The following is a 23,283-nucleotide window of genomic DNA, read 5'->3' on the forward strand; positions in this document are numbered from 1 at the left end:
ATGGACACACCGATTCGCTCGAACCAGGCGCTGCTGGAGCAGCTCAAGCATGGCCTGAAGCCCGACTACCTGATGTTCTGGGGGCACCAGCCCACCCGGGACGGACGCATCTCCCAGAGCTGTTTCAGCCAGTGGTTCGACGCAGGTCTGGAACTCGATGGCATTCAATACCCCAGCGCCGAGCATTTCATGATGGCCGGCAAGGCCCTGCTGTTCGGCGACCAGGAAACCCACGGGCGGATCCTCAAGGCCGTGACGCCCGCCGACGTGAAGCAACTGGGTCGCGAGGTGCGCGGCTTCGATGACGCCCGCTGGACCGAAGCACGCCTGGATATCGTGGTGCAGGGCAACCTGGCCAAGTTCAGCCAACATCAGGCGCTGGGTGAATACCTGCTGTCCACAGGCGACCAGGTACTGGTGGAAGCCAGCCCGGTGGACCGGATCTGGGGCATCGGCCTGGCGGCAGAGGACGCAAGGGCCAGCCGGCCGGAACAGTGGCGCGGCCTGAATCTGCTGGGCTATGCGCTGATGGAGGTGCGGGACAGGTTGCGCATTGGCTGAGGGGCTGCCTTCGCTGGCTAGCCAGCTCCTACCGGCGATGTTGTGTAGCGGCCGGCTTGCCGGCCAAGAGGCCTAGAGCCCCGCCACCAGCAACTCTTCCAGGGCCAGCAGGTCCGGCACCTTGGCCACCTGCTCGGCCACCTGCACCGCGGCCTTTTCCAGCGCAGCCAGGGGCACGTCGACATAGCTCAACTGGCTGTCGAGCTTGCAGGAGCGGGGAATGCCCTGCACCAGCAGGGCCATGAACTTCAGCTCCGGGCGCCCGCCCAGGGCATTGAGCACGACGATCCGCGCCCGCTCGCCAATCACGGTCCTGCCACCGCAGGCCGACTCGAAGCTGATCAGCGGAATCCGCCGCTCGCGCCACAGCACCCGGCCCAGGTACCAGGGCGGTGAATCCAGGTCGAAGGTGCCCTGCTGATAGTCGATCAGCTCGGCCACGGCCACGTTGGGCAGGATCAGGGTACGGTCGGCCAGGGGCAGCAGCAGCCCGGTGAGAGTGCTGGCGCGGTGATCAAGCATGGGTCTTGCTCCACAGGGCGATGCTTTCCAGCAGCACCGACTCTTGATAGGGCTTGCCGAGGTAGTCGTTGACGCCGATGGCCATGGCCCGGTCGCGGTGTTTCTGGCCGGTGCGGGAGGTGATCATGATGATCGGCAGGTGTTGCAGGCGCGGGTCGTTGCGTACCTGGATCGCTACCTCGAAGCCATCCATGCGCGGCATTTCGATGTCCAGCAGCATCAGGTCCGGGGTGTGCTCGGCCAGCAGCGCCATGGCGTCGACCCCGTCCTTGGCGGTGAGCACATTCATGCCGTGGCGCTCCAGCAGGCGGCTTGTGACCTTGCGCACCGTGACCGAGTCGTCCACCACCAGCACCAGCATCGGCCGCGGCGGTTGCACCTCGCTGGCCGGCTCGTCGCCCGCCAGGCGCGGCAGCGGTGCCTGGGCCTGCAAGGCGCGGATATGCGCCAGCAAATCGAGAATCAGCACCACCCGACCATCGCCGAGAATCGTCGCCCCGGACAGCCCCTGGACCGCGGCGAACTGCGGCCCCAGGCTCTTGACCACGATTTCCCGGGTGCCGGCGGTGGCATCCACCTGCACCGCGATGCGCTGCTCGTTGCAGTGCACCAGCAGCACCGGCAGCGGCTGCACCTGGCCCAGCAGCTTCGGCCGGGGCACGGTGTGCAGCAGCTCCCCCAGGTAGCACAGCTGATAAGACTGGCCGGCGTACTCATAGCGCGGTGGGTCGAGCTGGTAGTAGCCGTCCAGCTCTGCGGGCAGCACCCGGACAATGCCCTCCACGGTATTCAGCGGAATCGCGTACTGCTCGTCGGCGCACTGCACCATCAGCGCGCGGTTGACCGACACGGTGAACGGCAGGCGAATGCGAAAATGCACGCCCTGGCCGGCAACCGAGTCGATGCTCATGCTGCCGCCCAACTGGCGCACCTCTTCATGGACCACGTCCATGCCCACCCCGCGCCCGGAAATCTGGGTGATCTTCTCGGCAGTGGAAAACCCCGGCTGCATGATGAATTGCAGCACTTCGCGGTCGCTGAGCTGCGCCTCGGGGTCCAGCAGGCCGCGCTTGATGGCTTTTTTGCGCACGGCTTCCAGGGGCACCCCGGCGCCGTCGTCGCGCATGTCGAAAATCATGTCGCCGCCCTCGCGGGACAGGTCCAGGCTGATCCGCCCCTGTGCCGGCTTGCCTGCCGCAAGGCGCGCCTCGGCCGATTCCAGACCGTGGTCCACGGCGTTGCGCAGCATGTGTTCCAGGGGCGCGACCATGCGTTCGAGAACGTTGCGGTCCATTTCCCCTTCGGCGTTGCCGACCACGAACTCCACGTCCTTGCCCAGCTCTTCGGCCACCTGGCGGACGATGCGCTTGAGCCTGGGCACCATGCGCTCGAACGGCACCATGCGCGTGCGCATCAGGCCTTCCTGCAATTCGGTGTTGATCCGGCCCTGCTGCTGCAACAGGTTCTCGGCGTCGTGGTTGCGCCGGTCCAGGGTTTCCTTGAGGTCCAGCAGGTCCGAAGCTGATTCGAACAGGGCCCGGGACAGCTGCTGCAACTGCGAGTGGCGGTCCATTTCCAGGGGGTCGAACTCTTCGTAGCCCAGGCGCTCGGCCTCCACCTGCTGGCGGCTGAGAATCCGCCCCTGGGTTTCGGTGTCCAGGCGGCGCAACTGGTCGCGCATGCGCTCGATGGTGGTTTCCATCTCGCCCAGTGCCGTGCGCGCATCGTTGACCTGTTGTTCGATACGGCCACGGAAGATCGAGGTTTCCCCGGCCAGGTTCACCAGGTCGTCCAGCAGCTCTGCCGAGACCTTGACCATGTCCCCCGCCACTGCCGCTTCCGCCGCGGGCGCAGCGGGCTCGGGCTTGGTACTGGGCAGTGCTGCTTCTGCGGCAACGCCGGTCGCTACCCGCGGATGGCTCAGGTCGTGGATCGCATCGATGAGCTTCTGGGCCGGCTCGATGGGCTGGCCGGCACGGGCCGCATCGAGCATCTGGGCCAGGCGGTCGTGGCTCTTCTGCAACAGGGTGAACAGCACCGGGCTGGGTTGCAGCAGGCCGGCGGACAGGCCTTCGAAGAGAAATTCCAGTTCATGGGCCAGATCGCCGATGGGGGCGATTTCCACCATGCGCGCACCGCCCTTGAGGGTGTGCAGGTCGCGCAGCAGGGTTTCCACTTCCTGGCGACCCTGGGGCTCGGCCTGCCAGCGGGCCAGGGCCGCGGCAGAGCTGTCGATGATGTCGAAACCTTCTTCGAGGAAGATTTCCAGCAGCTCCGGGTCCTGGGCCGCACGGTCTTCCTCGACCGTGCCCTGGGCCACTTCGCCGGTGCTGGCGGCCTGCTGCCGGTACGACCGCACAGCCTCGATCTGCGCCCGGGATTCGTCCAGGGGATGCTGCCCCTGCAACTGTTCCAGCAGCAGTGCCAGTTGCTCGTGGCTGCTGCGCAACAGCAGGCCCAGGTGCTGGCTGTGGCTGTAGCGCCGGTCCACCAGCCCCTCGTACAGCGACTCCAGCTCCTGGGCCAGTTCCGCCACCGGTGCCACTTCGGCCATCCGTGCGCCGCCCTTGAGGGTGTGCAGGTCTCGCTGCAGGGAAGATAGTGGCGCGCCATTGTCCGGGTCGGCCAGCCAGCGCTGCAGGGCCTGGTCGGCGCTTTCGAGGATATCCACCGCTTCTTCGAGGAAGATCTCGACAATTTCGTCGTCCGCCTGCATCGGGGCTTCAGCCTGCTCCAGGCGGGCCGTGGCCGCGCCCAGTTCGCTGATGCTCAGGGCGCGGCTGCCATCGCTCTTGATCAGGCCCGTGGCAGAAGGGTCCAGACCTTCATCCAGCAGCTCGCGCAAGGCCTGCACCCGTTCCGGGCGCGGGCTGACTTCCTGGCCTGCGGCCAGCTCGTCGAGCATGTTGATCAAGGCATCATGGGCGCTTTCGGCTTCGTGGAAGAAACGCTCGCTGACGGCCAGGCTGCTCTCTTCCACCGCGCCATAGAGATCGAGCAAGGCTTCGCACAGCTCGTCCACCGGGTACAGGTCGGCCAGGTGCGCGCCCTCGCCCAGGGTGGTCAACTCATCCAGCAGGGCGCTGAGTTCCTGACGCTCGCCCGGGTGCTGCTGCCAACGGCGCAGCAGGCTTTCGGCATCCAGCAGGATGTCCATGCCCTGGGCCAGGAAGTTGTTGATCAACTGCGGGTCGCGCTTGGCCCGGGGCGCGCTGTCCGGGGCGCTGAGCAGGGTTTCCAGGCGCTCCCCCAGCAGGGCCAGGGCGCGCCCCACCAGGGAGCGGGCGCCATCGATAGGCGCCAGCGGGTCACTGTCCAGCTGCCGCAGGCCCCGGCGCAGCAGGCCTTCGGCTTCCAGCAGCAGCTCCACCTCGTCCAGGTCCAGGGGGATCAAGTGCGCCCGGTATTCCCGGGCCAATTGGTCCAGAGGGCCGGCCAGCTCGGCAATCGGCAGCACTCCGGCCATGGAGGCGCTGCCCTTGAGGGTGTGCAGGGCCCGTTGCAGTTCGTCGCTGGCCTGCAGCGGTACGTGTTCGGCGGCCTGCTCGAGAAAGCGGTTGATGCTGTCCAGGTGGGTCTGGGCCTCGGTGCGGAAGATCTCCAGCAACTGCGGGTCCAAGGCCTCGGCCGGCACTGGCGCCGAGCCTTGCGCACCATTGGCCAGGGCATGGGCCCGGGCGGCCAGGCGGTCGACATCGTCGCGCTGGCGCTGGGCCTGCTGGGCGAACTCGGCGATCAGTTCCGGCAACAGTTGCAGGGTGTCGGCCACCAGTTGCCGGGCTTCGACACCGGGCTCCACGCTGTGCTCCAGCACCCGGTTGAGGAGGTTTTCCACCGCCCAGGCCAGCTCCCCCAGCACCAGCGCGCGCACCATGCGCCCGCTGCCCTTGAGGGTGTGGAAGGCCCGGCGCAGTTCGCTCAGGGCAGATGTGCCATGGGGGTCCGCGGCCCAGCGCGGCAGGTACTCGCGCAGCATCTCCAGCACTTCCTCGGTTTCTTCGAGGAAGACTTCCCGCAGTTCATCGTCCACCGGCTCCTCGTCCCCTGGCGGCGGCAACAGGCTGCCCGGGGTGATCAGGGCCGGCGGGTTGAGGGCCGAGACCGGCACCGCCAGGACATCCGCCAGGGACTGCGCCACCCGGGGATCGTCCAGCTCTTGCAGGTCCTGCATCACCAGGGCTTCGCTGGGGCTCAGGGGCTGATCGAGCAACGGCACCTGCTCCACCGGCACATAGCCCAGGGCGAGCAGGCCCTGCTGGGCCACATCGAGGATCTTCTCCCCCGGCGCCTCGTGGTCCTCGCTCAGGCGTTCCAGGTAGTACTCCAGGCTGGTGAGCACATCCGCCAGGTGGTCCAGTTGCTGCCAGTCGGGCCGGGAACGGGCCGCCAGCAGGTGTTCGACGACAAACTGCTGGCAAGCCTGCATCAGCCCCGCCGCGCGGGGCAGCGGGATCATCGCCAGGGCGCCGCGCACCTGGGTCAGCAGCTCGGGCAGCGCCTGCAGGTGTTCGGCGTCCCAGTCGGCCTCGATGCACTCGGCGATCAGGTCCTTGGCCTGGTGCAGGCAAACCCGCGCCTCCTGGATCACCAACTGGTGGATCTGGGTCAGGTCGGTGGTGGGCAGGCGGCTTTCCTCACGGCTTTCGGGCTCCACGGTGCCGGCCATGCCGGCCAGGGTCGCTTCCACGTACAGCAGGGCCCCCGCCACATCCATCAGCACCGCGTCGTCCGGCGCGCGCTGGCCCTGGGCCAGGCTCTGGACCACCGCCAACTGATCGATGATGACCTTGCGCGGCTGGCCGAAACCCAGCACCGCCAGGGTGTCGGCGATCTGCCGCAGGGGCGACAGCAGCCCTTCGAGGTCGTCGGTGTGCTGGCGGTCGCTGCGCACGAACAGGTCGAGGCGTTCCTTGACCCGCACCAAGCCATCGCACACCGCAGTCAGCACCGAACGCATGGCATCCCGGTCGGGGCCGGCCAGGCGGGCGCGCTCCTCGTCCACCACCGCGCTGTCGGGCAAGGCGTCATCCAGTCCGTAACGTTCTTTCATGGTCAGCATCAATGGGGTGGGATGGCGCGCCTTGGCAATATAGAACAGCAGGCTCTTGAGCAATTCATCGGGGGCCGGCCGGTTGATCCCGGCCATGCCCTGTTCCAGCAGACGCTTGAGCTCCTTGTCGGCATCCTTGAGCAGGCTGCGCACCGCCGGGCTGTTGGCGATCTCGTCGTGGCGCATGCCCTCCACCAGGGCCGAGGCGATATGCCACAAGGGCGCCAGCGGAGCGTCCTGGCACAAGGCTTCCAGGCGTTCGAAGACCTTGGCCATGTAGCCCAGGCTCTGCTCGTCATCCTGCTCGCGCAGCAGGTCCACCAGGGCGGTCTGCAACATGTGTCGCAGCTTGCGCAACTGGTTGGGCAATTCCAGGGGTTCCAAAGCCGCCAGGGCCTTGTCGCTCAGGGGCGGCAGGCTGGGCAGTTGCGGGCTGAACAGGCTGGTTTCCGAGAGCAGGCTCTCGCCCCGGGCACTGCGCAGGTCGTTGAGCAGCGGCAGCACCACCAGCGGCAGGTCGCGCCGCGCGCTCTGCACCCGGTCCAGGTACTGGGGCAACTGGCCGATGGCCTGGCGCAGCAGGCGCAGGGCTTCGTCGCGCTGGGCCACGCGCCCCTGCTGCAGGGCCAGGGCGAGCTTTTCCATTTCTTCAGCCAGCAGCGCGGCGCCGTAGAACTCCACCATCTGCAGGCTGCCATGGACCAGGTGAATGCCTTCCAGGCACTGGTCGATGGCCTCCAGGGCCTGGGGATCGTCCGCCAGATGCTCCAGCGCCTGATGCGCCTGCTTCAGGGTCTCGGCAATTTCGCCCTTGACCCACTCCAGGGCTACATAGTCGTGCCGATCAACCATAACCACTCCAGTCAAAGCCTTGTGTCAGCGGTTGTCATTCGGGGCCGGGCCCCGGGTGGCCGGCAGGGTGAAGCCGGACACCGAGCGGCGCAGCTGGCTGGCCATCTTCGCCAGGTTGCCGATGCTCTCGGCGGTGGCGGTGGAACCGGACGAAGTCTGCGAGGTGATCTGCTGGATCACGTTCATGGTCAGGGAAATCTGCCCGGCCGAAGAGGTCTGCTGCTGGGCCGCGTTGGAGATGCTCTGGATCAGCGCCGCCAGGGTCTTGGACACCCCTTCGATCTCTTCCAGGGCCACCCCGGCGTCCTGGGCCAGGCGCGCGCCGCGCACCACTTCGGTGGTGGTCTGCTCCATGGAGATCACCGCCTCGTTGGTGTCGGTCTGGATCGCCCGCACCAGGGTCTCGATCTGCCGCGTGGCCGCCGAGGAACGCTCCGCCAGCCGCTGCACCTCGTCGGCCACCACGGCAAAGCCGCGCCCGGCGTCACCGGCCATGGAGGCCTGGATCGCCGCGTTGAGGGCAAGGATGTTGGTCTGGTCGGCAATGTCGTCGATCAGGCTGACAATATCGCCGATCTCCTGGGAAGACTCGCCAAGACGCTTGATCCGCTTGGCGGTGTCCTGGATCTGCTCACGAATGTTGTCCATGCCGTGAATGGTGTTGTGCACCACCTCGTTGCCCTTGTTGGCGATTTCCACCGAGCGCTCGGCCACCGCCGAGGATTCCGCGGCGTTGGCCGATACCTGGTCGATGGACTGGGCCATTTCGTTGATCGCCGTGGAGGCTTCGGAAATCTGCTGGGCCTGATGCTCCGAGGCTTCGGCCAGCTGCATGGCGGTGGCCTGGGTTTCCTGCACTGCGCCGGCCACCTGGCCGGCGGTGAGGTTGATGGTGGCCACCAGGTCACGCAGCTGGTCGACGGAATAATTGATGGAGTCGGCAATGGTGCCGGTGAAGTCCTCGGTCACCGAGGCGGTGACCGTGAGGTCGCCGTCGGCCAGGTCCTCGATCTCGTCCAGCAAACGCATGATTGCGTTCTGGTTGCGCTCGTTCTTCTCTGCGGTCTCGCGCAACTGGCGGTTGGTCTCGCGCACCATCACCAGGCCAATGAGGATGATCGAAGCCAGGGCCAGCAGGCCCAGGACGTAGCCGCCGATGGTGTCCAGCTTGCGGCTGCCGGCCAGGTTCTCGAAGCCGCTGGCCAGCAGCGAAGCTTCGTCCAGCAGGGTCTGGGACAGGCTGAAGATGTTGCTCGCCGACTCGCGGACCTGGAACAGCTCGGGGGAGGTTTCGAGGATCTCGTCCACGGAGCCGGAGACGAACTCGAACAACTCGGAAATCTCCGCCAGCCGCCCCCGGGCATCCGGGTCTTCCACCTGGCTGATCTTCAGCCCCGGGTTGCCCTGCAACATGCCGTTGAGCACCTGGCCGAAGCGCGCGGCATCGCGACCGAAGGCATCGGCGGCCTGGACCGCGTTTTCGTCGCCGGCCAGCACCGTGTTGACCGCGCCGAGAATCCGCTCGGCCAGCAGCGACTGGCGCTGGGCCATGGCCACCTGGGCCGCCGGGGCGCCACGCTGGAGCAGGATCTCGACGACCTTTTCATACTCCACCTGCAATTGCGGCACGGTTTCCGCCAGGGTTGCCGCCACCTGGTGCAGGGACAGCACGGTCTGCTCGCTGGCGAGGATCGCGTCGGTGTTTTTCAGCAGTTTTTCCCAGTCCAGCTGCACCGCGCGCATTTCCTGGCGCAAGGCCACCGGGGCTCCGGGCAGCCCGGTGTCCGGGTCACCCTTTTTCAGGTAGCCCCAGCGCCGGGCGAAATCGTTGCGCGCATCCCCCAGCAGCTTGAACGCCGCAGCCTTGCCCGCCGCCGCTTCGGTGGCGTTCTTGGCAATGCGCTGGGACAGCACCCGCAGCTCGCCGGCATGGCCGATGTACTGTTTGTCGTAGGTGGCCTGGGTATTGAGGTAAGCGAAGTTGGCGAACAACAGCATGATGAACACGATCAGTGCGATGAACAGCACGATGATCTGCGAGCGACTGCGGGAGCCTTCCAGGGGCTTGCCGGTTTTGGCTTTGGTCATCGATCAGGCCTGTGGCGAGCGGGCGGTCCCGCATTCGAGTGCCCGGGGCGCGCGCAACGCCGGGGCAGCATGGGTTGATCCAGGGAAACACGCGCTTCCCGTGGCACGGCCAACGGGTTGCCCAGGCGCCGGGGCGCCCTTCACGCTGCCACCTCCAGGAACCCCGGCGAACGGGCCAGGGCGAAGGGGCTGAAGACCTGCCAGACCTGATCGCGGCGGAACTGGCCCTGCAGGTAGGGGTTGACCGCGGCGTCGGCAAAGTCGGTGATGCCGGGCTCCAGGCTGTCCTGGGCAAAGTGCTGCAGCCCGGCCACCTCGTCCACCAGCAGGCCGGCGAACAGCTCCTTGTACTCCACCACCAGGACCCGCCGCTGCTTGCGCAGGGGCGACAGCTCATGGCCGAAGAAACCGCACAGGTCCATGATCGGCAGCAGCCGCCCGCGCAGGTTGGCGACGCCCTTGACCCAGGGCTTGACCCCGGGCAGCAGGGTGTAGCGCGGCTCGTGCAGGACTTCGCTGATCTCGCCCATGGCGGCCACGTACCAGTGCTCGCCCAGGCGAAAGCCGATGCCGCTCCAGCTGTGCTGGCGGGTTTCCTGGGACGGCAGGTCGGCGGCCAGCAAGCGGCAGCGCTGGTCGATCTCCAGCAGCAGCTCGAAGGCGGTCTGGGATTGGCTCATGGCGCGGCTGTCAGCCGGCCAGGACGTTGTTCAGGGTCTTGATCAGGGTCTCTTCGTCCACCGGTTTGGTCAGGTAGTCCTTGGCGCCCTGGCGGGTGCCCCAGACCTTGTCGGTTTCCTGATCCTTGGTGGTGATGATGATCACCGGGATATGGCTGGTCTCGGCATCCTTGGTCAACTGGCGGGTCGCCTGGAAACCGTTGAGGCCGGGCATGACGATGTCCATCAGCACCGCATCGGGCTTTTCTTCCCGGGCCAGGGCCACGCCGTCGGCACCGTTCTCGGCCTTGAGCACTTCATGGCCGTGCTTTTCCAGCATGCCGGTGAGTTTGTACATTTCAGTCGGCGAGTCATCGACGATCAGAATACGAGCCATGGTCTTCCCCATACGGTATAGGCGCGCGGCCTGCTGGCCGGGCGTCGCTGTGCGTGTCTACTGTGGCGCAAGCGCGACAAAGTCCGGGACATGGGCCTTGATCGCGCTCAGCAGTTCTTCCTTGCTGAAGGGTTTGGTCAAAAACTGGTCGGAGCCGACGATGCGCCCCTTGGCCTTGTCGAACAGGCCATCCTTGGAAGACAGCATGATCACCGGGATGGACTTGAACGCGCTGTTGTTCTTCACCAGCGCACAGGTCTGATAGCCGTCGAGCCGCGGCATCATGATGTCGACGAAGATGATGCCGGGGTGATGGTCGACGATCTTCGACAGGGCTTCGAAGCCGTCCACTGCGGTGATGACCTCGCAACCGACGTTCTTCAGCAGCATTTCGGCCGTGCGGCGAATCGTCTTCGAATCGTCGATCACCATCACCTTCAAGGCGTTGGAATGCTGTTCCATATCTGCTCTGCCATCGCCCCAGCGAATGATTTGGTCCGGTACCGCCGGGCAATGGGTGAAACCCTTGAACTTCAAGGCTTGGGCCCGGCCTGCGAGCCTTTTTAGCACACTCTCCCCCCTGCAATCTATGGACCACGCCAGGCAGTGGTTTTTCCTTGACCCAGGCCCCTGTCAGCGCCACTCTGACGCCACTTTTTTTGCCTCGCTCCCACTCATTTTCTTAAAGGAATCCACCCATGAGCGTTCGCGTCGGGATTGTCATGGACCCTATCGCCAGCATCTCCTACAAGAAGGACAGCTCGCTGGCCATGCTGCTGGCCGCCCAGGAGCGCGGCTGGACCCTCTTCTATATGGAGCAGCGCGACCTGTACCAGGGCGACGGCGTGGCCCGGGCCCGCATGCGCCCGCTGCAGGTGTTCGCCAACCCGCAGAAGTGGTTCGAGCTGGACGCCGAGATCGACTGCCCGCTGAGCGATCTGGACGTGATCCTGATGCGCAAGGACCCGCCCTTCGACATGGAGTTCGTCTACTCCACCTACCTGCTGGAACAGGCCGAAAGCGCTGGCGTGCTGGTGGTCAACAAGCCCCAGAGCCTGCGTGACTGCAACGAAAAGCTGTTTGCCACGCTGTTCCCCCAGTGCACCCCGCCCACCGTGGTCAGCCGCCGCGCCGACGTGCTGCGCGAGTTCGCGGCCCAGCATGGCGATGTGATCCTCAAGCCCCTGGATGGCATGGGCGGCACCTCGATCTTCCGCCACCGCGCGGGTGATCCGAACCTGTCGGTGATCCTGGAAACCCTGACCGTGCTCGGCAGCCAGCAGATCATGGCCCAGGCCTACCTGCCGGCGATCAAGGACGGTGACAAGCGCATCCTGATGATCGACGGCGAACCGGTGGATTACTGCCTGGCGCGCATCCCGGCTGCCGGTGAAACCCGCGGCAACCTGGCGGCCGGCGGTCGTGGCGAAGCCCGCCCACTGAGCGACAAGGACCGCTGGATCGCCGCCCAGGTCGGCCCGACCCTGCGGGCCAAGGGCCTGCTGTTCGTCGGCCTCGACGTGATCGGCGAACACCTGACGGAAATCAACGTCACCAGCCCCACCTGCATCCGTGAAATCGACAACGCCTTCGGCACCAACATCGGCGCGATGCTGATGGATGCCATCGATCAGAAGCTCAAGGCCAAGTGATGTAGAACAACCAAGCACAAACCAACATTGCGTTATCATGCGCCGCCTGTGAAACCGTGATGTTGGTTGTGTGATGCCTCCTGTGATGTCGAACTGCCGATGAGCCTCCCGTCCGATCTGCCCCCCGAGCTTGCCCATAGCGGCGTGCGTGCGGCCGATCGCCTGGGTTTTACCCTGTTCCTGGCGGCGCTCCTGCACCTGGCACTGATTCTCGGCCTGGGCTTTTCCTTCGCCGAGCCCAAGGCCATCAGCAAGACCCTGGAAATCACCCTGGCCACCTTCAAGAGCGAGACCAAGCCGAAGAAGGCCGACTTCCTCGCCCAGGACAACCAGCAGGGCAGCGGCACCCTGGACAAGAAGGCCATTCCGAAAACCACCGAAGTCGCACCGTTCCAGGACAACTCGGTGAAGAAGGTCACGCCGCCGCCCTCGGTCAAGCCCGAGGTCAAGGACGCCGCGCCCAAGGCCGCCGTGGCCACCACCGCACCCAAGCCGAAAAAGACCGTCACCCAGCGTGAAGAGGTCAAGAAAGACCCGACGCCCAAGGCCCCCACTCCGACGTTCGACAGCTCGCAACTGTCCAGCGAGATTTCCAGCCTGGAAGCCGAGCTGGCCAACGAACAGCAGTTGTATGCCAAACGCCCGCGCATCCACCGCCTCAGCGCCGCCTCCACCATGCGCGACAAGGGCGCCTGGTATAAGGACGAATGGCGCAAGAAGGTCGAGCGCATCGGCAACCTCAACTACCCCGAGGAAGCCCGGCGCAAGCAGATCTACGGCAACTTGCGGCTGATGGTCTCGATCAACCGTGACGGCTCGCTGTATGAAGTGCTGGTGCTGGAGTCCTCCGGGCAACCGCTGCTGGACCAGGCGGCCCAGCGCATCGTGCGCCTGGCGGCGCCGTTCGCCCCCTTTACCGGCGACCTGTCGGACATCGATCGCCTGGAAATCATCCGCACCTGGCGCTTCGCCCGGGGCGACAAGCTTTCCAGCAACTGATCGGCCGGCAATCGGCCGCGTGACAGCGCCATGGCCGCACATCGCCAGCTTGTCAGCCGGGCCCGCCACCGCCACACTAGCGCTCATGAAAAATGTCAGCCCAAGCTATCTCAAGCATCATTTCCTGATCGCCATGCCCCATATGGCCGACCCGAACTTTGCGCAGACCTTGACCTACATCGTCGAGCACAACGCCAGTGGCGCCATGGGCCTGGTGGTCAACCGCCCCCAGGACCTGAACCTGGCCGATATCCTCGAACAATTGCGCCCTGACCAAGAGCCGTCCCTGCTGTGCCAGCACGTGCCCATTTTCAGCGGTGGCCCGGTGCAGACCGATCGCGGCTTCGTCCTGCACCCCAACGGCCCGGTCTACCAGGCCACGGTGGAACTCGAGGGGCTGTCCCTGTCCACGTCCCAGGACGTGCTGTTCGCCATCGCCGATGGCGTGGGCCCGGCCAAGAGCCTGATCGCCCTGGGCTATGCCGGCTGGGAAGCCGGGCAGCTGGAAGCCGAACTGGCGGACAACGCCTGGCTGACCTGCCCCTTCGACGCCGACATCCTGTTCAACACCAGCAGCGAACTGCGCCTGGAAGCCGCCGCCCGGCACCTGGGGGTCAACCTCAGCCTGCTCACCAGCCAGGCGGGCCACGCCTGATGGCCCTGCGACTGATCCTCGGCTTCGACTACGGCACCAAGCAGATCGGCGTTGCCGTGGGCCAGGCCATCACCGGCCAGGCCCGGGAGCTGTGCACCCTCAAGGCGCAGAACGGGGTGCCCGACTGGAACCAGGTGGAAGCCCTGATCAAGGAATGGAAGCCCGACGCCGTGGTGGTGGGCCTGCCCCTGAACATGGACGGCAGCCCCAGCGACATGTGCGTGCGCGCCGAAAAGTTCGCCCGGCGCCTGAACGGCCGCTTCAATGTGCCCTTCTATACCCACGACGAACGCCTGACCACCTTCGAGGCCAAGGGTGAACGCCTGGCCCGGGGCGGCCAGAAAGGCAGTTACCGCGACAACCCGGTGGACGCCATCGCCGCCGCCCTGCTGCTGCAAGGCTGGCTCGATGAAAACGCCGGCCTGTTGAACACCTGAGACCACATCCTGAAGATGCGCGGCCCCGGGGCTGCGCGCCTCCTGGCCCAACACCAGCCGTAAGTTCCCGCGCCCAGCTGCCCGGCAGCAGGCGCGAGCCCACGAAGGAGCCACCATGAGCCTGCCCAATCCCGCCGCCCTGATCAGCCAGATGGCCGCTGATCTCAACGCCCACCTGGCCCAGCGCGCCATCAGCGAGCCACGCTTCATCGGTATCCGTACCGGTGGCGTCTGGGTGGCCCAGGCCCTGCTGGAGGCCCTGGGCAGCGATTCGCCCCTGGGTACCCTGGACGTGTCCTTCTACCGCGACGACTTCAGCCAGAACGGCCTGCACCCGCAGGTGCGTCCTTCGGAGCTGCCGTTCGAGATCGAAGGCCAGCACCTGGTGCTGATCGACGACGTGCTGATGAGCGGCCGGACCATCCGCGCCGCCCTCAACGAACTGTTCGACTACGGCCGGCCGGCCAGCGTGACCCTGGTCTGCCTGCTGGACCTGAACGCCGCTGAACTGCCGATCCGTCCGAATGTGGTGGGCGCGACCCTGTCGCTGGCCGCCCACGAGCGGGTAAAATTGTCCGGTCCTGCGCCGCTTCAACTCGAGCTCCAAGACCTCGCCCTCTAACTCGCCCTTTTAAGAGTCCATTGCGATGACGCCTCTAGACGCCAAGCGCCCGCTGCAGCTCAACGATCAGGGCCAGCTGCGCCACTTCCTGTCCCTCGACGGCCTGAACCGCGAGCTGCTGACGGAAATCCTCGACACCGCCGACTCGTTCCTCGAAGTCGGCGCCCGGGCGGTGAAGAAAGTCCCGCTGCTGCGCGGCAAGACCGTGTGCAATGTGTTCTTCGAGAACTCCACCCGAACCCGCACCACCTTCGAACTGGCGGCCCAGCGGCTGTCGGCGGACGTGATCACCCTGAATGTCTCGACCTCTTCGGCGAGCAAGGGTGAAACCCTGCTGGACACCCTGCGCAACCTGGAAGCCATGGCCGCCGACATGTTCGTGGTGCGCCACGGCGATTCCGGCGCCGCGCACTTCATCGCCGAACACGTGTGCCCGCAAGTGGCGATCATCAACGGCGGCGACGGCCGTCACGCCCACCCGACCCAGGGCATGCTCGACATGCTGACCATTCGCCGGCACAAGGGCGGCTTCGAGAACCTCTCGGTAGCCATCGTCGGCGACATCCTGCACTCGCGAGTGGCGCGTTCGAACATGCTGGCGCTGAAAACCCTCGGCTGCCCGGACATCCGCGTGATCGCGCCGAAAACCCTGCTGCCCATCGGCATCGAGCAGTACGGGGTCAAGGTCTACACCGACATGACCGAAGGCCTGAAGGACGTGGACGTGGTGATCATGCTGCGCCTGCAGCGTGAACGCATGCAGGGCGGCCTGCTGCCCAGCGAAGGCGAGTTCTACCGCCTGTTCGGCCTGACCACCGCGCGCCTGGCCGGGGCCAAGCCCGACGCCATCGTCATGCACCCGGGCCCGATCAACCGCGGCGTGGAGATCGAATCGGCGGTAGCCGACGGCCCGCACTCGGTGATCCTCAACCAGGTGACCTACGGCATTGCAGTGCGCATGGCGGTACTGTCCATGGCCATGAGCGGGCAGACCGCCCAGCGACAATTCGAGCAGGAGAACGCCCAGTGAAGCTCAGCATTCTCGGCGCCCGCGTCATCGATCCAAGCAGCGGCCTGGATCAAACCACCGATCTGCACCTGGAAGCCGGCAAGATCGTCGCCATCGGCGCCGCGCCTGGCGGCTTCAATGCCGTTACCACCATCGACGCCAAGGGCCTGGTGGCCGCACCCGGCCTGGTGGACCTGAGCGTCGCCCTGCGCGAGCCGGGCTACAGTCGCAAGGGCAGCATTGCCAGCGAAACCCGCGCCGCAGCCGCCGGCGGTGTCACCAGCCTGTGCTGCCCGCCGCGCACCAAGCCAGTACTGGACACCTCGGCGGTGGCCGAACTGATCCTCGACCGCGCCCGCGAGGCCGGCAACAGCAAAGTGTTCCCCATTGGCGCCTTGAGCAAGGGCCTGGAAGGCGAGCAGCTTGCGGAGCTGATCGCATTGCGTGACGCCGGTTGCGTGGCCTTCGGCAACGGCCTGGAAGGTTTCCGCAGCACCCGCACCCTGTGCCGCGCCCTGGAATACGCCGCCACCTTCGACCTGACGGTGATCTTCCACTCCCAGGACCGCGACCTGGCCGAAGGCGGCCTGGCCCACGAAGGCGCCACCGCCAGCTTCCTCGGCCTGCCGGGTATCCCGGAAAGCGCGGAGACCGTGGCCCTGGCCCGAGACCTGCTGCTGGTGGAACAGAGCGGCGTGCGCGCCCACTTCAGCCAGCTGACCAGCGCCCGCGGCGTGGAGCTGATCGCCCAGGCCCAGGCCCGCGGCCTGCCGGTCACCGCCGATGTGGCGCTGTACCAGCTGATCCTGACCGACGAGGCGCTGATCGACTTCTCCAGCCTGTACCACGTGCAGCCGCCGCTGCGCTCGCGGGCCGACCGCGATGCCCTGCGCGAAGCGGTGAAGTCCGGGGTGGTGCAAGCCATTTCCAGCCATCACCAGCCCCATGAGCGGGACGCCAAGCTGGCGCCGTTCGGCGCCACCGAGCCGGGCATCAGCAGCGTCGAGCTGTTGCTCCCCCTGGCCCTGACCCTGGTGCAGGACGGCCTGCTGGACCTGCCGACCCTGCTGGCACGCCTGAGTGCCGGCCCCGCCGCGGCCTTGCGCCTGCCGGCAGGCAAGCTGGCAGCCGGTGGTGCGGCGGACCTGGTGCTGTTCGACCCGGCCAGTTCCACCGTGGCCGGCGAGCGCTGGCTCTCCAAGGGCGAAAACTGCCCGTTCCTCGGCCATAGCCTGCCGGGCGCGGTGCGCTACACCCTGGTGGACGGGCATATCAGCTATCAGGGCTGATCGCCTGGCAAACACCCTGTAGCCGCTGCCGCAGGCTGCGAACGGCGCCGAAGGAGCCGCCGCTCCTGATGGCGCCCTGCGGCAGTGGCTACAGGCTGCGCCATCACCGCCTGCGCCGATGACGGGATCAACGGCGCTTGGCGTTCTCCAGCGATACCTGATCGTTCAGGGTCCAGAAGTCGTACAGCACCCCCAGGAAGAACAGGCCGCCGGTGAACAGGTAGATCACCCCGCTCAGCCATTTGCCCTGGTACATGCGGTGCACGCCGAAAACCCCGAGGAAGGTCAGCAGAATCCAGGCCACGCTGTATTCCACCGGACCTGCGGTAAAGCGAAGGTCCGCTTCCCGGTCCATGGACGGGATCAGGAACAAGTCGATCAGCCAGCCAATGCCCAGCAGACCGAAGGTGAAGAACCAGATAGTCCCGGTCACCGGCTTGCCGTAATAGAAGCGGTGGGCCCCGGTAAAACCGAAAATCCACAACAGGTAACCGATCACCTTGCTGTGGGTGTCGTGGGTGGATGCATCCTGACGATAGGTGTTCATTAAGTGCCTCTTTGCAGGTGATAGATAAATATTCTTAAAAACTTTGTGACTTTTTTACAGGCATTCGACGTGCGGGCAATGTTACCTTCTGTTCCGCCAAAGCCTTGTACTGCCTGACTTCTGACGGTTTTCTGCGTCAAGTTGCCACCTCTTTGCCGAAGTTGACCCCAAGGTTGAATCGACAAACGGCCACGGAAGTGACCTGAAAGCTGTTATAAAGTTGCGCGCTAACCAATAAGAGCCTTGCCTAATGCGTCCATTTTTCAAGACATGGCTAACCATTTGCCTATTAATGCCACTGGCCGCCCACGCCACCAACCGTGAGCAACGACTTCCCAACGTTAATGGCTACACCCCGAAACCTCACGTTTCGACGGTCACCGCCAAGAACAAGAGCACCATCAAGCACCCCACCCGCCTGAGCAAGGCCGACAGCAAGCTGGTGGCCAACAACGCCGGCCGGCCGAGCACCACGGTTCTCAGCCGCGCGGTCAATGTCCTCGGTACACCCTATCGTTGGGGCGGCAGCAGCCCAAGCAAAGGCTTCGACTGCAGCGGCCTGGTGCGCTACGCCTTCAACGATGTCGCCGCCGTGGACCTGCCACGCACCTCCAACGCCATGGCCAGCGGCCACGGGCAGAAGGTCGAGCGCAAGGACCTGAAGCCGGGCGACCTGCTGTTCTTCAACATCAAGAGCCGCAAGGTCAACCACGTCGCCATCTACCTGGGCGAAGACCGCTTCATCCACGCCCCGCGGCGCGGCAAGGCAGTGACCATCGATACCCTGAAGAAGCCCTACTGGCAGAGCCACTATGTGGTTGCCAAGCGGGTCTTGCCCAAGGAGCACGCGCCCCTGCGGGTCGTGCAACGCTGATACCCCGCTTCGCCGGCAAGCCGGCTCCTGCACCCACCTGTAGGAGCCGGCTTGCCGGCGAATGCATTTCCAGCCCCGTCAAAAGCTCTCCGGCATCCGCGCCTGCTCCCGCGCCTGATCGCGGCTGATCAACCCCTGCCCGAGCAATGCCTTGAGGCTCATGTCCAGGGTGCGCATGCCCTGGGCGCCGCCCGTCTGGATCGCCGAATACATCTGCGCCACCTTGTCCTCGCGGATCAGGTTACGGATCGCCGGGCTGCCCAGCATGATCTCGTGCGCCGCTACCCGGCCACCGCCCACCTTCTTCACCAGCACTTGCGCGACCACTGCCTGCAGCGACTCGGCCAGCATCGAGCGCACCAGGGCTTTTTCCTCCCCTGGAAACACGTCCACCAGCCGGTCGATGGTCTTGGCCGCCGACGAGGTGTGCAAGGTGGCCAGTACCAAGTGCCCGGTTTCCGCGGCGGTCAGGGCCAGGCGGATGGTTTCCAGGTCCCGCAGTTCGCCCAGCAGGATCACGTCGGGATCTTCCCGCAGCGCCGCACGCAAGGCCGTGGCGAAGCTCTGGGTATCGCGCTGCACTTCGCGCTGGTGCACCAGGCAGTTTTTCTGCGGATGCACGAATTCGATAGGGTCTTCGATGGTCAGGATGTGCTGCTGGCGGCGCTGGTTCAGGTGGTCGATCATCGCCGCCAGTGTGGTGGACTTGCCGCTGCCGGTGGGCCCGGTCACCAGCACCAGCCCGCGGGGCGCCTCGGTAATCTGCCGAAACACTTCCCCCAGCCCCAGCTCCTCCAGGCTCTGTACCCGCGCGGGAATCAGGCGCAGCACCGCACCGGCGCCCCGGGCGTGCCGGAAGGCATTGACCCGAAACCGCGCCACACCTGGCAGTTCATGGGCGAAATCCAGGTCATTGCAGGCGGCGAATGCCTGGCGCTGAGCTTCGCTCATCAGTTCATGGATCAGCGCCAGCACCTCTGGCCCTTCCAGGGCCGGGCCCGGCAGCGGGCGAATATCGCCATCGATGCGCAACATCGGCGCCAGCCCGGCGGACAGATGCAGGTCCGAAGCGCCCCGGGAAGCGCTCAAGCGCAAGAGTTCGGTGATGTCCATAGTGCCCCCCAATTCCAGTAGAATGCCGCGAGCTTCAGACCCGCCCGCGCCTGGCAGATTCAATGGCCAGGCCGCGGACGATGCCCGGCGCGACCCTTGAGCGTGGCTCGGGCCGGCGGAGAATCGAGGTCTGGTGGATTCACGCGGCAGCCGGTGGCCAGGGCCGCCGGTACTTTTGAGACGAAATCGAATGTCCACGATAGCAGACAACATTGCCCAGGTAGCCGAGCGCATCCGCAACGCCTGCCAGGCCGTACAGCGCGACCCGCACAGCGTCCAGCTGCTGGCCGTGAGCAAGACCAAGCCCGCCGCCGCCCTGCGCGAGGCCCATGCCGCCGGCCTGCGGGATTTCGGCGAGAACTACCTGCAGGAAGCCCTGGGCAAACAGCAGGAACTGGCCGACCTGCCCTTGAGTTGGCACTTCATCGGCCCCATTCAGTCGAACAAGACTCGTGCCATTGCCGAGCATTTTGACTGGGTGCACTCCGTGGATCGCTTGAAAATCGCCCAACGCCTGTCTGAACAACGCCCGGCCGAGTTGCCGCCACTGAACATCTGCATCCAGGTGAACGTCAGTGGCGAAGCCAGCAAGTCCGGCTGCGCCCCGGCCGACCTGCCGGCCCTGGCCAGCGCCATCGGTGCCTTGCCACGCCTGCAACTGCGGGGGTTGATGGCGATTCCCGAGCCTACCGAGGACCGCGCTGCCCAGGACGCCGCCTTCGCCGCGGTACAACGCCTGAACAACGACCTGCGGGACAGCCTCAACCTGCCCCTGGATACCCTTTCCATGGGCATGAGCCACGACCTCGAAGCGGCCATTGCCCAAGGCGCCACCTGGGTGCGGATCGGTACCGCGCTGTTTGGTGCCCGCGACTACAGTCAGTCCTGATGCGACTGACCCCGACCTCTTGTAAGGACCTGTCATGAACACGACTCGTATCGCTTTTATCGGTGCCGGCAACATGGCGGCCAGTCTCATCGGCGGCCTGCGGGCCAAAGGCCTGGAGGCCTCGCAGATCCGCGCCAGCGACCCGGGCGAGCAGACCCGAGCGAAAGTAGCGGCCGAACATGGCATCCAGGTGTTTGCCGATAACGCCGAGGCCATCGAAGGCGTCGACGTGATCGTCCTGGCGGTCAAGCCCCAGGCCATGAAAGCCGTGTGCCAAGCCCTGCGCCCGAGCCTGAAGCCGCAACAGCTGGTGGTGTCCATCGCCGCCGGCATCACCTGTTCGAGCATGAACAGCTGGCTCGGCGCCCAGCCCATCGTGCGCTGCATGCCCAACACCCCGGCACTGCTGCGCCAGGGTGTCAGCGGCCTGTACGCCACCGCCGAAGTCAGCGCCCAGCAACGCCAGCAGGCCGAGGAACTGCTGTCCGCCGTGGGTATCGCCCTGTGGCTGGACCAGGAGCAGCAACTGGACGCAGTGACTGCCGTCTCCGGCAGTGGCCCGGCGTATTTCTTCCTGCTGATCGAAGCCATGACCGCCGCCGGCGAGAAGCTCGGCCTGCCCCGGGAAACCGCCGCCCAGCTGACTCTGCAGACCGCCCTGGGCGCCGCCCACATGGCGGTCTCCAGTGACGTTGACGCCGCCGAGCTGCGCCGCCGCGTGACTTCACCGGCAGGCACCACGGAAGCGGCCATCAAGTCGTTCCAGGCCGGTGGCTTTGAAGCCCTGGTGGAAAAAGCATTGGGTGCCGCTGCGCACCGCTCGGCCGAAATGGCCGAACAACTGGGCCAATAAGGAGCCAATGATGATTGGATTGAACACCGCTGCGGTGTATGTGCTGCAAACCCTGGGCAGCCTGTACCTGCTGATCGTGCTGATGCGTTTCGTCCTGCAACTGGTGCGCGCCAACTTCTACAACCCGCTGTGCCAGTTCATCGTGCGGGCCACCCAGCCGCTGCTCAAGCCGATGCGCCGGGTCATCCCGAGCATCGGCGGCCTGGACATGTCCTCGCTGCTCCTGGCGATCCTGGTGCAACTGGCCTTGATGGCCCTGACCCTGCTGCTGACCTACGGCACCACCGGCAACCCGCTGCAACTGCTGATCTGGTCGATCATCGGCGTCACCGCGCTGTTCCTGAAGATCTTCTTCTTCGCCCTGATCATCAGCGTGATCCTGTCCTGGGTCGCCCCTGGCAGCCACAACCCCGGCGCCGAACTGGTGAACCAGATCTGCGAACCCGCCCTGGCCCCGTTCCGTCGCATCCTGCCGAGCATGGGCGGCCTGGATATCTCGCCGATCCTGGCATTCATGGTGCTCAAGCTGCTGGACATGCTGGTGATCAATAACCTGGCGGCCATGACCATGATGCCGGACATCCTGCGCCTGCTGATCTGACCCGGGCGGCCTGCATGAGTTATTACCGCTGGGACGGTGACGATCTGATCCTCGATTGCCACCTGCAACCCAAGGCCAGCAGCGACGAGTTCGCTGGCCTGCACGGCGAGCGGTTGAAGATCCGCCTCACTGCGCCACCAGTGGAAGGCAAGGCCAATGTGCACCTGATGGCGTTCCTGGCAAAGGCCTTTGGCATTCCCAAGAGCAACGTCAGCCTGGTCAGCGGCGAGCTGAACCGGCAGAAGCGGGTGCGCCTGCAAGCGCCGAAGAAGCTGCCGGACCTGCCGGGGCTGGCTCGTCCCGCCTGATTCGCCGGCAAGCCGGCTCCTGCGCTCCATGTTCACTGCAGGAGCTGGCTTGCCAGCGAACCTCCCACGTCATTTCCCGCAACGAAACACAGCCCCGGGCTTTGCTTGCCGCTGGGGGCAGCGGTCTTTAGACTTACGCCTCATTTAAATGAGAGCAGGGTCGATGCCAACTGCCTTTCCCCCCGATTCTGTTGGTCTGGTCACGCCACAAATAGCGCACTTCAGCGAACCCCTGGCCCTGGCCTGCGGGCGCGCGCTGCCGGCCTACGACCTGATCTACGAAACCTACGGTCAGCTCAACGCCAGCGCCAGCAACGCGGTGCTGATCTGCCACGCCCTGTCCGGCCATCATCACGCCGCCGGCTACCACAGCGTCGACGACCGCAAGCCCGGTTGGTGGGACAGCTGCATCGGCCCGGGCAAGCCGATCGACACCAATAGGTTCTTCGTGGTCAGCCTCAACAACCTCGGCGGTTGCAACGGCTCCACCGGTCCCAGCAGCCTCAACCCGGACACCGGCAAGCCATTCGGCGCCGACTTCCCGGTGCTTACCGTGGAAGACTGGGTACACAGCCAGGCGCGCCTGGCGGATCGCCTGGGCATCGACCAGTGGGCAGCGGTGATCGGCGGCAGCCTCGGCGGCATGCAGGCCCTGCAATGGACCATCACCTACCCGGACCGTGTACGGCACTGCCTGGCCATCGCCTCGGCGCCCAAGCTCTCGGCGCAGAACATCGCCTTCAACGAAGTGGCGCGCCAGGCGATCCTCACCGACCCGGAATTCCACGGCGGCTCGTTCCAGGAACAGGGGGTGATCCCCAAGCGCGGGCTGATGCTGGCGCGAATGGTGGGCCATATCACTTACCTGTCCGACGACTCCATGGGCGAGAAATTCGGCCGTGGGCTCAAGAGCGAGAAGCTCAACTACGACTTCCACAGCGTCGAGTTCCAGGTGGAAAGCTACCTGCGCTACCAGGGCGAGGAGTTCTCCGGGCGTTTCGATGCCAACACCTACCTGCTGATGACCAAGGCCCTGGACTACTTCGACCCGGCGGCCAACTGCGACGACGACCTGGCCAAGACCTTCGCCCATGCCACCGCCAAGTTCTGCGTGATGTCCTTCACCACCGACTGGCGCTTCTCCCCGGCCCGCTCCCGGGAACTGGTGGATGCATTGATGGCCGCGCGCAAGGACGTCTGCTACCTGGAGATCGACGCACCGCAGGGGCATGACGCCTTCCTGATCCCGATCCCGCGCTACCTGCAGGCGTTCAGCCACTACATGAACCGCATTACCTTGTGAGGA

General features: G+C 65.7%; 22 protein-coding genes. 14 read left to right on the forward strand and 8 right to left on the reverse strand.

The annotated features are described in order from the left end of the window. On the forward strand, window positions 1–561 hold the full coding sequence (locus M2395_RS24135) for an NADAR family protein (protein WP_041120239.1): 561 nt from the start codon (window positions 1–3) through the stop codon (window positions 559–561). A gap of 72 nt (window positions 562–633) precedes the next feature. Here the strand turns inward: M2395_RS24135 and M2395_RS24140 are convergent, their stop codons facing one another. The 6 genes from M2395_RS24140 to pilG all read right to left on the reverse strand — a co-directional run bounded on the left by M2395_RS24140 (window position 634) and on the right by pilG (window position 10,591). Continuing rightward, window positions 634–1,083 (reverse strand): chemotaxis protein CheW, encoded by a 450-nt coding sequence (locus M2395_RS24140; protein WP_019095284.1) that lies wholly within the window; start codon window positions 1,081–1,083, stop codon window positions 634–636. Next, the gene (locus tag M2395_RS24145) at window positions 1,076–6,985 is read right to left on the reverse strand and encodes an Hpt domain-containing protein (RefSeq protein ID WP_123431081.1); all 5,910 of its coding nucleotides are present in this window, start codon (window positions 6,983–6,985) and stop codon (window positions 1,076–1,078) included. Before M2395_RS24145 ends, M2395_RS24140 begins: the two co-directional genes overlap by 8 nt. A 24-nt stretch (window positions 6,986–7,009) precedes the next feature. Beyond that, window positions 7,010–9,073 (reverse strand): methyl-accepting chemotaxis protein, encoded by a 2,064-nt coding sequence (locus M2395_RS24150; protein ID WP_011063998.1) that lies wholly within the window; start codon window positions 9,071–9,073, stop codon window positions 7,010–7,012. Between the two features lie 140 nt (window positions 9,074–9,213). Continuing rightward, window positions 9,214–9,753 carry a chemotaxis protein CheW gene (locus M2395_RS24155; RefSeq protein WP_011063999.1) on the reverse strand — a complete coding sequence of 180 codons (540 nt, stop codon included), beginning with the start codon at window positions 9,751–9,753 and terminating at the stop codon, window positions 9,214–9,216. Window positions 9,754–9,763: 10 nt separating this feature from the next. After that, a complete protein-coding gene (gene pilH / locus M2395_RS24160; RefSeq protein ID WP_011064000.1) occupies window positions 9,764–10,129 on the reverse strand; it encodes a twitching motility response regulator PilH in 366 nt (121 codons plus the stop codon). Between the two features lie 57 nt (window positions 10,130–10,186). Continuing rightward, on the reverse strand, window positions 10,187–10,591 hold the full coding sequence (gene pilG / locus M2395_RS24165; RefSeq protein ID WP_011064001.1) for a twitching motility response regulator PilG: 405 nt from the start codon (window positions 10,589–10,591) through the stop codon (window positions 10,187–10,189). A gap of 236 nt (window positions 10,592–10,827) precedes the next feature. Here pilG and gshB point away from each other — a divergent pair, with 236 nt between their 5' ends. The 7 genes from gshB (at window position 10,828) to M2395_RS24200 (ending at window position 16,792) form a co-directional block, all read left to right on the forward strand. Next, the gene (gshB, locus tag M2395_RS24170; protein ID WP_015637364.1) at window positions 10,828–11,781 is read left to right on the forward strand and encodes a glutathione synthase; all 954 of its coding nucleotides are present in this window, start codon (window positions 10,828–10,830) and stop codon (window positions 11,779–11,781) included. 99 nt (window positions 11,782–11,880) lie between these two features. Then, on the forward strand, window positions 11,881–12,780 hold the full coding sequence (locus M2395_RS24175) for an energy transducer TonB (protein ID WP_077934906.1): 900 nt from the start codon (window positions 11,881–11,883) through the stop codon (window positions 12,778–12,780). 85 nt (window positions 12,781–12,865) lie between these two features. Then, on the forward strand, window positions 12,866–13,435 hold the full coding sequence (locus M2395_RS24180; protein ID WP_011064004.1) for a YqgE/AlgH family protein: 570 nt from the start codon (window positions 12,866–12,868) through the stop codon (window positions 13,433–13,435). After that, window positions 13,435–13,872 (forward strand): Holliday junction resolvase RuvX, encoded by a 438-nt coding sequence (ruvX, locus tag M2395_RS24185; RefSeq protein WP_011064005.1) that lies wholly within the window; start codon window positions 13,435–13,437, stop codon window positions 13,870–13,872. Before M2395_RS24180 ends, ruvX begins: the two co-directional genes overlap by 1 nt. Before the next feature lie 115 nt (window positions 13,873–13,987). After that, the gene (pyrR, locus tag M2395_RS24190) at window positions 13,988–14,494 is read left to right on the forward strand and encodes a bifunctional pyr operon transcriptional regulator/uracil phosphoribosyltransferase PyrR (protein ID WP_011064006.1); all 507 of its coding nucleotides are present in this window, start codon (window positions 13,988–13,990) and stop codon (window positions 14,492–14,494) included. A 25-nt stretch (window positions 14,495–14,519) separates the two neighbouring features. Continuing rightward, complete coding sequence (locus tag M2395_RS24195; RefSeq protein WP_011064007.1) at window positions 14,520–15,524, forward strand: aspartate carbamoyltransferase catalytic subunit; 1,005 nt, start codon at window positions 14,520–14,522, stop codon at window positions 15,522–15,524. Then, window positions 15,521–16,792 carry a dihydroorotase gene (locus M2395_RS24200; protein WP_011064008.1) on the forward strand — a complete coding sequence of 424 codons (1,272 nt, stop codon included), beginning with the start codon at window positions 15,521–15,523 and terminating at the stop codon, window positions 16,790–16,792. The genes M2395_RS24195 and M2395_RS24200 overlap by 4 nt, the downstream gene beginning before the upstream one ends. A 127-nt stretch (window positions 16,793–16,919) precedes the next feature. Here M2395_RS24200 and M2395_RS24205 read toward each other — a convergent pair whose 3' ends face one another. Beyond that, complete coding sequence (locus M2395_RS24205; RefSeq protein WP_011064009.1) at window positions 16,920–17,339, reverse strand: TM2 domain-containing protein; 420 nt, start codon at window positions 17,337–17,339, stop codon at window positions 16,920–16,922. Window positions 17,340–17,589: 250 nt separating this feature from the next. Here M2395_RS24205 and M2395_RS24210 point away from each other — a divergent pair, with 250 nt between their 5' ends. Beyond that, window positions 17,590–18,213 (forward strand): C40 family peptidase, encoded by a 624-nt coding sequence (locus tag M2395_RS24210; protein ID WP_011064010.1) that lies wholly within the window; start codon window positions 17,590–17,592, stop codon window positions 18,211–18,213. Window positions 18,214–18,291: 78 nt separating this feature from the next. Here the strand turns inward: M2395_RS24210 and M2395_RS24215 are convergent, their stop codons facing one another. After that, entirely contained in the window at window positions 18,292–19,326 is a 1,035-nt protein-coding gene (locus tag M2395_RS24215; protein ID WP_015637368.1) for a type IV pilus twitching motility protein PilT, read from the reverse strand. Between the two features lie 190 nt (window positions 19,327–19,516). Here M2395_RS24215 and M2395_RS24220 point away from each other — a divergent pair, with 190 nt between their 5' ends. The 5 genes from M2395_RS24220 (at window position 19,517) to M2395_RS24240 (ending at window position 23,280) form a co-directional block, all read left to right on the forward strand. After that, window positions 19,517–20,215, forward strand: a complete 699-nt coding sequence (locus M2395_RS24220; RefSeq protein WP_123431082.1) for a YggS family pyridoxal phosphate-dependent enzyme — start codon at window positions 19,517–19,519, stop codon at window positions 20,213–20,215. 34 nt (window positions 20,216–20,249) lie between these two features. Next, entirely contained in the window at window positions 20,250–21,068 is an 819-nt protein-coding gene (proC, locus tag M2395_RS24225) for a pyrroline-5-carboxylate reductase (protein WP_011064013.1), read from the forward strand. A 10-nt stretch (window positions 21,069–21,078) separates the two neighbouring features. Then, window positions 21,079–21,669 (forward strand): YggT family protein, encoded by a 591-nt coding sequence (locus M2395_RS24230; protein ID WP_011064014.1) that lies wholly within the window; start codon window positions 21,079–21,081, stop codon window positions 21,667–21,669. A 14-nt stretch (window positions 21,670–21,683) separates the two neighbouring features. Then, window positions 21,684–21,977: a DUF167 domain-containing protein gene (locus M2395_RS24235; protein ID WP_123431083.1), complete on the forward strand. Its 294-nt coding sequence runs from the start codon at window positions 21,684–21,686 to the stop codon at window positions 21,975–21,977. 163 nt (window positions 21,978–22,140) lie between these two features. Continuing rightward, window positions 22,141–23,280, forward strand: coding sequence for a homoserine O-acetyltransferase (locus M2395_RS24240; RefSeq protein WP_041752663.1), 1,140 nt, complete (start codon window positions 22,141–22,143; stop codon window positions 23,278–23,280). Window positions 23,281–23,283: the final 3 nt, after the last annotated feature.

This window comes from Pseudomonas sp. BIGb0176 (assembly GCF_024810175.1).
Classification (GTDB): domain Bacteria; phylum Pseudomonadota; class Gammaproteobacteria; order Pseudomonadales; family Pseudomonadaceae; genus Aquipseudomonas; species Aquipseudomonas protegens.